Annotated in this window: 14 protein-coding genes; 8 read left to right on the top strand and 6 right to left on the bottom strand. The window is 62.5% G+C overall.

All coding sequences use genetic code 11. The features are described from left to right. Nucleotides 1-44: 44 nt before the first annotated feature. Both AB4Z20_RS11350 and AB4Z20_RS11345 read right to left on the bottom strand, forming a co-directional pair. Nucleotides 45-419: a YajD family HNH nuclease gene (locus tag AB4Z20_RS11350; protein WP_003184246.1), complete on the bottom strand. Its 375-nt coding sequence runs from the start codon at nt 417-419 to the stop codon at nt 45-47. A gap of 49 nt (nt 420-468) precedes the next feature. After that, nucleotides 469-1,155 carry a spermidine synthase gene (locus AB4Z20_RS11345; protein WP_003184244.1) on the bottom strand — a complete coding sequence of 229 codons (687 nt, stop codon included), beginning with the start codon at nt 1,153-1,155 and terminating at the stop codon, nt 469-471. A 72-nt stretch (nt 1,156-1,227) separates the two neighbouring features. On the opposite strand from AB4Z20_RS11345, the gene AB4Z20_RS11340 reads away from it, so the two are divergent. Then, nucleotides 1,228-1,515 (top strand): hypothetical protein, encoded by a 288-nt coding sequence (locus AB4Z20_RS11340; protein WP_253472271.1) that lies wholly within the window; start codon nt 1,228-1,230, stop codon nt 1,513-1,515. Nucleotides 1,516-1,649: 134 nt separating this feature from the next. On the opposite strand, the gene AB4Z20_RS11335 is transcribed toward AB4Z20_RS11340, so the two are convergent. Together AB4Z20_RS11335 and AB4Z20_RS11330 are read right to left on the bottom strand one after the other, a co-directional pair. Next, on the bottom strand, nt 1,650-2,123 hold the full coding sequence (locus AB4Z20_RS11335; RefSeq protein WP_003184242.1) for a cyclic nucleotide-binding domain-containing protein: 474 nt from the start codon (nt 2,121-2,123) through the stop codon (nt 1,650-1,652). Nucleotides 2,124-2,369: 246 nt separating this feature from the next. Continuing rightward, complete coding sequence (locus AB4Z20_RS11330) at nt 2,370-4,424, bottom strand: S9 family peptidase (RefSeq protein ID WP_253472273.1); 2,055 nt, start codon at nt 4,422-4,424, stop codon at nt 2,370-2,372. A gap of 135 nt (nt 4,425-4,559) precedes the next feature. Between AB4Z20_RS11330 and AB4Z20_RS11325 the strand changes: the two genes are divergently transcribed. The 7 genes from AB4Z20_RS11325 (at nt 4,560) to AB4Z20_RS11295 (ending at nt 10,428) form a co-directional block, all read left to right on the top strand. Next, complete coding sequence (locus tag AB4Z20_RS11325) at nt 4,560-5,057, top strand: MFS transporter (protein WP_214512060.1); 498 nt, start codon at nt 4,560-4,562, stop codon at nt 5,055-5,057. Nucleotides 5,058-5,089: 32 nt separating this feature from the next. Further along, nucleotides 5,090-5,866, top strand: a complete 777-nt coding sequence (locus tag AB4Z20_RS11320) for a class II glutamine amidotransferase (RefSeq protein ID WP_014337068.1) — start codon at nt 5,090-5,092, stop codon at nt 5,864-5,866. 12 nt (nt 5,867-5,878) lie between these two features. Beyond that, nucleotides 5,879-6,421 carry a DUF2937 family protein gene (locus AB4Z20_RS11315; RefSeq protein ID WP_018607553.1) on the top strand — a complete coding sequence of 181 codons (543 nt, stop codon included), beginning with the start codon at nt 5,879-5,881 and terminating at the stop codon, nt 6,419-6,421. Nucleotides 6,422-6,707: 286 nt separating this feature from the next. Beyond that, nucleotides 6,708-7,994: an MFS transporter gene (locus AB4Z20_RS11310; RefSeq protein ID WP_253472275.1), complete on the top strand. Its 1,287-nt coding sequence runs from the start codon at nt 6,708-6,710 to the stop codon at nt 7,992-7,994. A gap of 63 nt (nt 7,995-8,057) precedes the next feature. Then, nucleotides 8,058-8,810, top strand: a complete 753-nt coding sequence (locus AB4Z20_RS11305) for a 5-oxoprolinase subunit PxpA (RefSeq protein WP_258690549.1) — start codon at nt 8,058-8,060, stop codon at nt 8,808-8,810. Beyond that, a complete protein-coding gene (gene pxpB / locus AB4Z20_RS11300; RefSeq protein ID WP_253472279.1) occupies nt 8,807-9,511 on the top strand; it encodes a 5-oxoprolinase subunit PxpB in 705 nt (234 codons plus the stop codon). Before AB4Z20_RS11305 ends, pxpB begins: the two co-directional genes overlap by 4 nt. Continuing rightward, a complete protein-coding gene (locus AB4Z20_RS11295; protein ID WP_253472281.1) occupies nt 9,508-10,428 on the top strand; it encodes a biotin-dependent carboxyltransferase family protein in 921 nt (306 codons plus the stop codon). The genes pxpB and AB4Z20_RS11295 overlap by 4 nt, the downstream gene beginning before the upstream one ends. A 103-nt stretch (nt 10,429-10,531) precedes the next feature. Here AB4Z20_RS11295 and AB4Z20_RS11290 read toward each other — a convergent pair whose 3' ends face one another. Further along, on the bottom strand, nt 10,532-11,710 hold the full coding sequence (locus tag AB4Z20_RS11290; RefSeq protein WP_003198888.1) for a vWA domain-containing protein: 1,179 nt from the start codon (nt 11,708-11,710) through the stop codon (nt 10,532-10,534). 34 nt (nt 11,711-11,744) lie between these two features. Next, complete coding sequence (locus AB4Z20_RS11285) at nt 11,745-12,590, bottom strand: AAA family ATPase (protein WP_258690551.1); 846 nt, start codon at nt 12,588-12,590, stop codon at nt 11,745-11,747. Nucleotides 12,591-12,791: the final 201 nt, after the last annotated feature.

Here is a 12,791-nt window from a genome sequence, read left to right as displayed (position 1 = left end):
CGATGACGGCCTTGCAGTCTGTAAAGATTTTTTGGTGATGACGATTACTCGTCCTTCTTCATCAACCCGGCCAGTGCGGCGAAGGGGTTGTGGGTCGCCTTGGCGATTTTCGGGGTGCTCAGGGAGCCGTCGCCGAAGTATTGCTGGTCGGTGTAGCGCGAGTGTTCGTTGTCGTGGCAGTACAGGCACAGCAGTTCCCAGTTGGAACCGTCCTGCGGGTTGTTGTCGTGGTTGTGGTCGCGGTGGTGAACGGTCAGTTCGCTCAGGCGCTTGCCGGAAAACTCACGGGCGCAGCGGCCACAGACATGGGGGTACATTTTCAGGGCTTTGTCGCGGTAGCCCATCTCCCGGTCGCGCTGGGCATCGGCGAGGATGCGGTCCAGCTTGGCGGTGTTGGACGGTGGCGTTGACGAACTCATGGGTTCACCTTTGTAGAAAAAGACTGATGACGGTTGGACAGAGTTTAGCTCAGCCCTTGAGCTTCTCGGCAATCCAGATGGTGTGGCGGGTGCCTTTGTTGCCATGGGCGAACACTTGCACCTCTTCGGCCTTGAAGCCGGCCTTCTTCAGCTTGTCGGAAAACTGCCGGTCAGCGCTGGCCGACCACACCGCCAGCACGCCTTTGGGCCGCAGGGCCTTGGCGCAGGCGGCCAGGCCTCCCGCCGAATACAGCCAACTGTTGGCTTTCTGGGTCAGGCCTTCCGGGCCGTTGTCGACATCGAGCATGATCGCGTCGAAACCCTGGGGTTCGGCTTGCAGCACCTTGGCCACGTCTTCCATGCGGATGACTGTGCGCGGGTCCGACAACGGTCGCCCGGCCTTTTCACCCAGGGGGCCACGGTTCCACTCCACCACGCCGGGCACGAGTTCGGCCACCACCACTTCGGCGGTCTTGCCCAGGTGCTTGAGGGCCGAGGCGAGGGTGAAGCCCATGCCGAGGCCGCCGATCAGCACGCGCGAGCCGGGACGACCGGCGACCTTGCGGCAAGGAATCTCTGCCAGGGCATCTTCGGAACCGTGCATGCGGGTGTTCATCAACTGCCCGCCGTCACCGCCCTGGATCTTGATGACGAAGTCTTCGCCGTACTCGAACAGGCACAGGGCACCGCCGTTATCAGGGATGGGTGTGGTGTCGAGCAGAACGAAACGTTTCATGGAAATCTCGTAGGAGGGCAAACCGCGCGGTAACGACTAGCCTTAAAGCAGACAATAGCCACGGAGCCATTGATGAAGTGCATCATTCTAACGGCCATTGCCCTGGCGGCGCTCTCAATAAGTTGCGCCCAGGCTCAACAACCGACGATTCCGGTCAACCCGCCCAGCATCCCCGGGGCGCCTGGCACCGCCACTCCCATGCCCTATCCGCCGGTCACGCCCAACGGGGTGCCCAAGGCTGGCCCCGGAAGCGGCGGGCCGCCCTTGCTGCCACCGATCGAAATGCCCAAGCCACCCAAGGACCAGCCGATACCGGGCATGGAACCCAAGCCTGTGAAGGCCAAGTCGCCGGGGGGGTAGGATAACGAAACCCTGTGGGAGCGAGCTTGCTCGCGATGGCGTCGGGTCAGTCAGCATTGATGTTGCCGCAGAGACCGCTATCGCGAGCAAGCTCGCTCCCACAGGGAAACTCCAGCTAGATTTAATGGTTGCGATCAGACCTGCTGCGACAACAACTGCCCATCGGCCATGCGCAGGCGCTTGGACAGGGAGACGGCGAGGGCGCGGATGATCTTGGCGGCGATCTTGGGGGCGTCGTTGAGCATTTTTTCCAGGGAGTCCTTGCCCAGGTTCAGCAACTGGCAATTGCTGGCAGCGATGCAACTGGCCGAGCGCCGTTCGCCGTCGAGCACGGCCATTTCGCCGAATGCCCGGCCGCTGCGCAGCGTGGCGATGGTCACGGGTTGGCCGTCGGGGCCGGTTTTCTGCACGGCCACCTGGCCGGTGTGGATGATGCACATGAAGCTGCCGGCATCACCCTCGCGGAAAATCGCTTCGCCCTCGGCGATGGCGCTGATGCTGAAATAGCCCGACGCCGCGGCGAAGTCGACAGGCAGCAACTGGTCGAACAGACCGCAGTCCATCAACCAGTCGCGGATTTCTTTGTTCAGTAAGGTCGGTTCTGACATGTTGGCACGGTCTTTTTCTTGTGTTTGTTGCAGGTTCAGTTTGGCCCGGGTGTAAGCAGACCTCTGGGACAGACTCTTGTGGGAGCAAGGCTTGCCCGCGATGGCATCAGCTTGATCTGACAGACAGAACTGAGTCGCCTGTATCGCGGGCAAGCCTTGCTCCCACAAAGTCTTGCTCCTACATTGGACTGGGGTTTATCTGGGCCCGGCGCATGGAGCTAAGACCCGGCCATCCCCCAGAGTTCCTCAGACCACCCCCAAAACCTTCAAGACAAATGCATATTCGAGCGCTACGTCACGCAATCCCTGGTAGCGCCCGCTCATTCCGCCATGGCCGGCGCCCAGTTCGGTCTTGAGCAGCAGGGGGTTGTCGTCGGTTTTGGTGGCCCGCAATTTCGCCACCCACTTGGCCGCTTCCCAGTACTGCACGCGGCTGTCGTTGTAACCGGCGATCGCCAGCAGCGCCGGGTAGGCCTGGGCGCTGACGTTTTCGTACGGGGCGTAGGCTCGGATCCGATCATAAACGTCCGGCTCCTCTGGGTTGCCCCATTCGTCGTATTCGGTGACGGTCAGCGGCAAGTCCGGGTCGAGCATGGTGTTGAGCACGTCGACGAACGGCACCTCGGCAATCGCAACCTTGAACAGCTCCGGGCGTTGATTGAGCACCGCACCGATTAGCAGGCCACCGGCGCTGCCGCCGCTGATTGCCAGTTGCTCGGCGGTGGTGAAACCGTTGCTGATCAAATGTTCGGCGCAGGCGATGAAGTCGCTGAACGTGTTGTGCTTGTGTTCCTGCTTGCCGGCGCGATACCAGGCTTCCCCCAGCTCACCGCCGCCGCGCACATGGGCGATGGCAAACGCCACGCCGCGGTCGAGCAGGCTCAGCCGCGCATGGGAAAACCACGGGTCGAGGCTCTCGCCATAGGCACCGTAGCCGTACAGGTACAGCGGTACCGGCTGGCCGAGGGCTTCGCGCTTGACCACCAGGCTGATGGGCACCTGGGTGCCGTCCGGTGCCGTCGCCCAGAGCCGCTGGCTGACGTAGGCATCGGCATCGAACGGCCCCAGCACCGGGGTTTGCTTGAGCACGACCTGTGCGCCGCTGGCCAGGTCCAACTGGCGGATCTGCGCGGGACGGTTCAGGGCCTCGTAGCGCAGGCGGATGCGATCGCTGACGAATTCCAGGCTGTTCTGCACATGCAGGCTGTAGGCCGCATCCGGCAGTTGCACCCGATAGGCCGGCAAGCCTTGCGGGTGTACCTCGATGATGGGCAGGCCGCCTTCGCGCAGGCTCAAGGTCATGGCCCCGGCGTTCAGGCTCAGGCCGTCGATCATCACCGTGTCGCTGTGGGGGATAAGGTTCTGCCAGTCGGCCTCGGTCGGCGCCACGCCGGTGTCGGCGGCCTGGTACAACGCGAAATTGATCCCGTCACGGTTGCTGCGGATCAACCAGGTCCATTGGCCATCGAGCAGGCCGTGGTCGACGTCGTATTCATGGTTTTCCACGCGGGGCGCCAGGCAGGTAAAGGGGCGCTGCGGGTGCGCGGCGTCCAGCACCCAGATTTCACTGGTGGTCTTGCTGCCCAGGGACAGGATCAACTGCTTTTCTGAGCTGGAACGGTAGCAATGCAGGAAAAAACGCCCGTCTGGCTCATGGAACACTTCTTCGGCGGCCGTGCCATCCAGGCGATAGCGCCAGAGTTTGTGGGGGCGATGAGTGTCGTCCAACTCGCCAAAAAACAGCGTCAGGCTGTCGTTGGCCCAGGTCATGCTGCCGTCGCAATCGGTGAAGGACAGTTCGCTGACCTTGTCGTTGGACAATTCCTTCACGAACAGGGTGTAGATCTCATCGCCCGTGGTGTCCAGGCTGTAGGCCAGGCGCTGGTGGTCGGGGCTGATGCTGAAGGCGCCCAGGGAAAAGAAGCCACCGCCGGCCAGCACGTTCGGGTCCAGCAGCAGTTGTTCACGGCTTTCATCCACGCTCAGGCTGTCATCGGCCGGACGCGGGCAGCGGTAGTGACGCGGGTATTCGTCACCGGCTGTGGTACGGGTGTAGTACAGGTACGGGCCCCAGGGCGAGGGCAGTGACAAGTCGGTCTCGAGAATCCGCCCCTTGATCTCCTGGAACAGGGTTTCGCGCAGTTCGGCCTGGTCGGCGAGTTGCGCCTCCTGGTAGCTGTTTTCGGCCTTGAGGTAGTCGAGCACGGCGTCGGTGTCGCGTTCCTGCAGCCAGGCGTATGGATCAACACCGGCGTCCCTGCGGGCAATCGGGGCGTTGGAAACGTGGGCAGATAGGGACATGAAAGGCTCTCGAACGTTGTACGAAAAGGGACACATGGCCTGGACAGAATCAACCACACAGGCCATTCGCCAGATGCCGGGGCAGCCTGACGAGCGAAAAGCCGTTACTATAAGCGTCTCTTTGCCTGCCTTGCCATGGACACCATGACCGAGAATGACTATCTGATCGCCTGGGGCCTCTACGCCTTCGCCGCCCTGGGCTGCCTGTTGGTGTGGATGCGCATGACCCGCTGGATGTGGCGCTGGTTGCGCGAACCGCTGCGGTTGCTGCTGGCGGTGTTGCTGTTTTGCCCGACCATCGTTGATCCGGTGAAGGACAAGGTCGCCCCGGCCCTGGCCATTGTTGCCCTGGACGTGCTGTTCAAAGTCGGCAACAACGTCTGGCGGGCGGCTTCCGATCTGCTCATGTACGGCATGATCGCCTTCGGCCTCTACTTCATTTTGGTGCTGATCCGCTTCCCCATCGAGCGGGCCGCCAACGCTCGCAAGGAACGGGCCGCCGCCGCAAAAGCCGCCGCCGCGGCCGATGAGCCGGAGGACGAGCCGCCATTTGGCGTGGCCGGTGATGACCGTTACGGTCGCCCGCCCGTGCCGAGCAACCCCCAGCGTTCGCGTATCGAACCGCGCCTGTAACCGGGCCTGCCCCTTGAAGCGAGAGTTCGAGCATGTGTGAGTTATTGGGCATGAGCGCCAATGTGCCGACCGACATCGTGTTCAGCTTCACCGGGCTGATGCAGCGCGGAGGCAAGACCGGGCCGCACCGGGACGGTTGGGGCATCGCCTTCTATGAAGGCCGTGGCCTGCGCCTGTTCCAGGACCCGGCCGCCAGCAGCGAATCGGAAGTGGCGAACCTGGTGCAGCGCTATCCGATCAAGAGCGAAGTGGTGATCGGGCACATTCGCCAGGCCAACGTGGGCAAGGTCTGCTTGTCCAATACGCACCCGTTCGTGCGTGAGTTGTGGGGCCGCAACTGGTGTTTTGCCCACAACGGCCAACTCGCCGATTTCCAGCCGGGCGTGAGCTTCTACCGCCCGGTGGGCGATACCGACAGCGAAGCGGCCTTCTGCGATCTGCTCAACCGCGTGCGCCAGGCCTTCCCCGAACCGGTGGAGGTGGAACAATTGCTACCGGCGCTGATCGAGGCCTGCGCCGAATACCGCAGCAAAGGCGTGTTCAACTGCTTGCTCAGCGATGGCGACTGGCTGTTCTGCTATTGCTCGACCAAACTGGCCCAGATCACCCGTCGCGCGCCGTTCGGCCCGGCGCGGCTCAAGGATGTGGATGTGATTGTCGATTTCCAGGCTGAAACCACGCCCAACGACGTGGTGACGGTGATCGCCACCGAACCGTTGACCGAAAACGAAACCTGGACCCGCTACGAACCGGGCCAATGGAGCCTGTGGCGACGCGGCGAATGTGTCAGCCACGGCCGGACCGAATAAGGACGTCACGTTATGTTGCTCAGTTATCTACGGCTGGTGTTGTTCGCGGTGGGCCTGTTGGTTGGGGTCCAGGTGCCGGGCTTCATCAATGATTACGCCAAGCGGGTCGAGGCACACCTGATCGAGGCACAGACCGGCTTGCAAGGGTTCCAGGGCACCGCCAACCAGTTCTTCAAGGGCGACATGCAAGCCCTGGTGGCCCATTACCGCGCCAGCGAAGACCCGATCTTTCGCAGCGACGCCGACAGCCTGAACACCTTGCTCGTGCGCCAGCAGGCCTTGGACAAGCAGTTCCAGGCGATGCAAGGCCCGTGGTACATCCGCTTGCTGCAAGTGGCGCTGGCCGCCGATCCGGACATCCGCAAGGAAACCTGGAACGGCTACAGCTACCAGATCCTGTTGACCCCCGAGGCCATGGTCTGGGGCATCAGCGGCGCGATGTTGCTGTCGTTCGGCCTGGAATGCCTGTTCCGCCTGATCGACTGGGTGGTGCTGGGCGGCAAGCGCCTGCGCCAGGGTCGGCCGATTGAAGAGCGCGACCTGCGCGGGCTCTGACACCGCTGCGAGGCTCTGTGGTGAGCTTGCCCGCGATAGCTTCAGCTTGATCTGACCGACAGAACTGAGTCGCCTGTGTCGCGGACAAGCCTTGCTCCCACCCAAGCTCCCTCGCCACCAAAGCGGTCCGCCTTTGCTGGCGATGTTCTGCCCAATCAAGTTTTTCTTATGACCCAGCCAAGGTTTTATTCGTTGGACGGGATCGGCCGCGCGCTCAAGAATCGACGCATCGGTCTCCACGTCAGCGTCGTCGAGACTTACAACAATAAAACTGCGGAGAACCACCATGAGTGCACCCGACACGCTCGGCGTCCCCCAACCCCAGGCCCGTTCCGGCCCATTTGACTGGTATCGCAACATCAACCAGCAGGAACGTCGCACCTTCTGGAGCTGCAAGATCGGCTACGCCCTGGACGGCATGGACACGCAGATGCTCAGTTTCGTGGTGCCGACCCTGATCGCGATGTGGGGCATCACCACCGGACAGGCAGGCCTGATTCACACCAGTACCTTGATCGCTTCGGCCATTGGCGGCTGGGTGGCGGGCATTCTCTCGGACCGCATCGGTCGGGTGCGCACCCTGCAACTGACGGTGCTGTGGTTCGCTTTCTTCACCTTCCTGTGCGGCTTTGCCCAGAATTACGAACAACTGTTGATCTCCCGCACACTGATGGGCTTTGGCTTCGGCGGCGAGTGGACTGCCGGCGCGGTGTTGATGGGCGAGGTGATCCGCGCCAAGGACCGCGGCAAGGCCGTGGGCATGGTGCAGTCCGGGTGGGCGCTGGGCTGGGGCATGACGGCGATCCTGTATGCGCTGCTGTTCTCGGTGCTGCCGCCGGAAGACGCCTGGCGCGCCTTGTTTATCCTGGGCATTGTCCCGGCGATATTCGTGATATTCGTCCGGCGCCTGGTCAAGGACCCGGAAGTCTATAGCCAGGCCAAGGCTCGGCAAACGCCAAGCAACCCGGCGAAGTTCTACGAGATCTTCGCCCCCGGCATACTCTTCACCACCCTTCGTGCCTCGTTGCTGACCACCGGTGCCTTGGGCGGTTACTACGCCATCACCTCCTGGCTGCCAACGTTCCTCAAGAATGAGCGGGGCTTGAGCGTGTTGAGCACCGGTGGCTACCTGGCGATGGTGATCGTCGGTTCCTACATCGGTTACGTCATCAGCGCGTACCTGTCGGATATCCTGGGTCGGAAAAAGAATTTCGTCCTGTACGCCGTTGGCTCCTTCACCATCGTGCTGCTGTATACCCAACTGCACGTGAGCAATAACGTGATGCTCTGGCTGGGCTTTCCCCTGGGGTTCTTCGCTTCGGGCATGTTCAGCGGCATGGGCTCGTTCCTCACCGAGCTGTTCCCGACTCGCATTCGGGGTTCGGGCCAGGGTTTTTGTTACAACATCGGTCGCGCGTTGGCGGCAACGTTCCCGCTATTGATCGGCCTGCTGAGCCAGAAAGTGCCGTTGAGCGTGGGTATCGGTGCCTTTGCGGCGGTGTCTTATGGCGTGGTGATCCTCGCGGCGTTGAGCCTGCCGGAAACCCAAGGCAAGCAGTTGGAAGCTGAGTAACTGATAACCTGCGGGCACATGTCCCACAGTTAAACGAAGAAAGAACCTACAGGAGCGTTCACCGTGAGCCGCCTGCTATTGAACTGCGACATTGGCGAAAGCTTCGGCAGCTGGACCATGGGTCTGGACGCCGAGGTGATGCCCTTCATCGATTGCGCCAACATCGCCTGCGGCTTTCATGCCGGCGACCCGAGCATCATGCGCAAGACCGTCAGCCTGGCCCTGAGCCATGGCGTGCGGATCGGCGCGCACCCGGCCTATCAGGACCTGGCGGGCTTCGGCCGGCGTTCCATGGCCTACGGTGCCCAGGAATTGCAGGACTTGCTGCATTACCAGATCGGCGCCCTCGACGGCATCTGCCGGGCGCAAGGCGCACGGGTCAGTTACGTCAAACCCCACGGCGCGATGTACAACGACATGATGGCCAATCCGGCGCAACTGCGTGCGGTGATCCAGGCCGTCGCGGCCTATGATCGGCAATTGCCGTTGATGCTCATGGCGACCCGGGACAACAGCGCCGCCCAGGCCCTGGGCGACGAATACGGCCTGACCTTGTGGTTCGAAGCCTTTGCCGACCGCGCCTACGACAGTGCCGGTCGCCTGGTTTCGCGGCAAGCGCCGGGTGCGGTGCACCACGATCCCGAGGTGATTATCGGGCAGGCCCTGACCATCGCCCGCGGCGATGTGTTGACTGCCAGTGACGGCAGCGCCTTGCACCTTATGGCCAACACCTTGTGCGTACACGGCGACAACGCCAGCTCCGTGGCGGCCGTGCAACGCATCCGCGAAGCCCTGGACCGGCAGAGTGCGCCATGAGACCACGCTTGGAAGTGGTGGCGGTGGACTGCTTGATGGTGCGCCTGTTCGATGAGATCGCCGAGGCCAACATGCCCTGGATACTCGCCGCCAGCGAGCGCCTGCGAGCGGTGTTTGCCGAGCATCTGATTGACCTGGTGCCGTCCTATACCACGTTGATGGTGCACTACGATTTGCTCGCCCTGAACCCGGTGCAGGCTCGTGACTTGATCGACGAGGCGTTGAATAACCTTTCACCGGATGCCCGGTCCGCCGGCCAATGCCACGTGCTGCCGGTGTGGTACGACCTCCGTGTCGGGCCGGAGCTGGAGCTGCTGGCGAGCCGCAGCGGGCTGACGGTCGCCCAGGTGATCCGCCGCCACAGCGAACGCGAGTACCAGGTGTTTGCCCTGGGCTTCGCCCCCGGCTTCGCCTTCATGGGGCTGGTGGACGAGGAACTGGCCGCACCGCGCCTCGACACGCCGCGCAAGCGAGTGGCGGCGGGCAGTGTCGGCATTGCCGAGCGCCAGACTGCGGCGTATCCGGTGGTATCGCCCGGTGGCTGGAACCTGATCGGTCGCACCCCGACCAAACTGTTTGATCGCGAGCGCGACGGCTACAGCCTGATGCAGCCGGGGGACACGGTGCGTTTTGCCGCCGTGGACCATGCCGAATTCATCGCGCTGGGTGGCGACGACACACCGTTGGAGGCCCAGGCATGAGCCGGTTGTTGATCGAGGCCAGCACCCCGCTGTGCCTGTTGCAGGACGCCGGCCGTTTCGGCGTGAGGCATCTGGGCGTGACCCAGGGTGGAGCGGCGGACTGGTTGTCGATGGCCTGGGCCAACTGGATGCTCGGCAATGCCCTGGGGGCCGCAGTGGTGGAGATTACCCTCGGCGGTTTCACCGTGGTGGCCGAAGAGGATTGCGTGCTGGCGCTGGCCGGGGCGGACCTGGGCGCACGGATAGACGGCCAGGGGGTGGCGTCATGGCGCTTCTTCAGCTTGCGCAAGGGCCAGGTGCTGGCGCTCACCCAGCCCGTGCTCGGTGCCCGGGCCTACCTGGCAGCCCCCGGCGGCTTCAATGCGCCTGCGGTGCTGGGCAGCCGGGCGACGGTGGTACGTGAGGAGCTCGGTGGCCTGGATGGGCGAGGGCGGGCGCTGAGTCGTGGCGAGCACCTGAGCTATTCAGGCGCGGCGACGCCTCGGCCCATGCCGCACACGCGGATTCCGGACTTCCAGCCAGCGCAGCCGCTGGACTTGATCCTGGGGGCGCAGAACGGTGCGTTCAGTGGACGGAGCCTGTTCGATGCGTTCAACACCCCGTGGACGCTGGACAGTCGCGCCGATCGCATGGGCATCCGTTTGCTGGGCACGGCGTTGGAGTATCAGGGGCCGGCGATGATTTCCGAGGGCATTCCGCTCGGTGCCGTGCAGGTGCCGCCGGATGGCCAACCGATTGTGCTACTCAACGACCGGCAAACCATCGGTGGCTATCCACGCCTGGGCGCCTTGACCCCGTTGGCCCTGGCCCGGTTGGCGCAATGCCTGCCGGGGGCGCAGGTGCGGTTGCGGCCAGTGGTGCAGGAGGTTGCGCATCGGCAGCAGGTTGAGTGCCTGCAGGTGTTTTTGAAAGGCTAGAAGCATCGCGAGCAAGCTCGCTCCCACACTGGATCTTCGTCACACATGAGATCCCCTGTGGGAGCGAGCTTGCTCGCGATGAGGCCCCAAAGGGCACCAAAGATCACTTGGAAAGAAACCGCATCCCTTCCTCCAACCCTCGCAAGGTCAGCGGGTACATCCGGTCTTCCACCAATTCGCGCACGATATTGGTCGAGGCGGTATAGCCCCAGGTGTCCTTGGGGTACGGATTGATCCAGATGAGCTTCTTGTACTTCTCCATGAAGCGCTGCATCCACACATAACCGGCTTCTTCGTTCCAATGTTCGACGCTGCCGCCGGCCTGGGTGATTTCATAGGGCGCCATGGCGGCATCGCCGATGAAGATCACTTTGTAGTCGGCGCCGTACTTGTGCAGCAAGTCCTGGGTCGAGGTGCGTTCCGAAGTGCGGCGCAGGTTGTTTTTCCACACCGATTCGTAGACGAAGTTGTGGAAGTAGAAATACTCCAGGTGCTTGAACTCGGTCTTGCAGGCCGAGAACAGCTCTTCGCAGATTTTCACGTGAGCATCCATCGAACCACCGATGTCGAACAGCAGCAACAACTTGACGGTGTTGCGTCGTTCCGGGCGCATCTGGATGTTCAAAAGGCCGGCGTCGCGGGCGGTGTGGTCGATGGTGCCGTCGATGTCCAGCTCTTCGGCCGCACCCTGGCGAGCGAACTTGCGCAGGCGGCGCAGGGCGATCTTGATGTTGCGGGTGCCCAATTCCACTTGGTCGTCGAGGTTCTTGTACTCGCGCTGGTCCCAGACCTTCACAGCCTTGCCCTGGCGCTTGCCGGCGTCGCCGACCCGGATGCCTTCGGGGTTGAAGCCGCCGGAGCCGAACGGGCTGGTCCCGCCGGTGCCGATCCACTTGTTGCCGCCGGCATGGCGTTCCTTCTGTTCTTCCAGGCGTTTCTTGAATTCTTCGATCAGCTTGTCCAGGCCACCGAGGGATTGGATCTGCGCTCGCTCTTCGTCGGTCAGCGAACGCTCGAATTCCTTGCGCAGCCAGTCTTCGGGAATCAGCGCCTGGAGGTGATCGTCGAGTTTCTCCAGGCCGTTGAAGTAGGCGGCGAACGCCCGGTCGAACTTGTCGAAATGCCGTTCGTCCTTCACCAGGATCGCCCGGGACAAGTAATAGAACTCGTCCATGTCGGCGAAGATCACCCGCTGTTTCAGCGCGTTGATCAGGTCCAGCAGTTCGCGCACCGACACGGGCACCTTGGCGGCGCGCATCTCATTGAACAGGTTAAGCAGCATGGCAATCGCCCTCGCTCTTGTTAGACGAAGAGGATCAGCGAGTGCCGCGACGGCTCATGAACGCCAGGCGCTCGAGCAATTGCACGTCCTGTTCGTTCTTGACCAGGGCGCCGGCCAGCGGCGGGATGGCCTTGGTCGGATCACGTTCGCGCAGTACCGCTTCGCCGATGTTGTCGGCCATCAGCAGCTTGAGCCAGTCCACCAGTTCGGAGGTGGAAGGCTTTTTCTTCAGGCCTGGCACCTTGCGCACGTCGAAGAACACGTCCAGCGCTTCGCTGACCAGGTCCTTCTTGATGTCCGGGTAATGCACATCGACGATTTTCTGCAGGGTGACGCGGTCGGGGAAGGCGATGTAGTGGAAGAAGCAGCGGCGCAGGAACGCGTCCGGCAGTTCCTTTTCGTTGTTGGAGGTAATGATGATGATCGGCCGTTTCTTGGCCTTGATGGTTTCGTCGGTCTCGTAGACGTAGAACTCCATCTTGTCGAGTTCCTGCAGCAGGTCGTTGGGGAACTCGATGTCGGCCTTGTCGATTTCGTCGATCAGCAGGATCACCCGCTCCTCGGACTCGAACGCTTCCCAGAGCTTGCCCTTCTTCAGGTAGTTGCGCACGTCGTGGACCTTGTCCACGCCCAACTGCGAGTCCCGCAGGCGGCTGACCGCATCGTACTCATACAGGCCCTGGTGGGCCTTGGTGGTGGACTTGATGTGCCAAGTGATCAGACGCGCGCCAAAGGACTCGGCCAGTTGTTCGGCCAGCATGGTCTTGCCGGTGCCCGGTTCGCCCTTGACCAGCAATGGCCGCTCCAGGGTGATGGCGGCGTTCACGGCCAGTTTCAGGTCATCGGTGGCCACGTAGGTGCTGGTGCCTTCGAACTTCATCTGCAATTTCCTCGAACGTGTCGCCGGCCTGGCGAGGCGGGGCGCGCGAAAATAAATATCGTGCCCGACTATAACGCGGCGCCCCGCCGACTGTGAACGCAGACGCTGTATTCAGTCTCTGAATGGAGCGTCACATGTTGACTTAGTCTCGGCGCCTTGCCAGTATTGCATATCGCCAATTTGGCGATACGCTTCCGAGTT

The organism is Pseudomonas sp. KB_12, assembly GCF_052114545.1.
GTDB classification, from domain to species: Bacteria; Pseudomonadota; Gammaproteobacteria; order Pseudomonadales; family Pseudomonadaceae; genus Aquipseudomonas; species Aquipseudomonas brassicacearum.
Note: the sequence above shows the minus strand (reverse complement) of the source record. Positions and strands in the feature narration are given on the sequence as shown.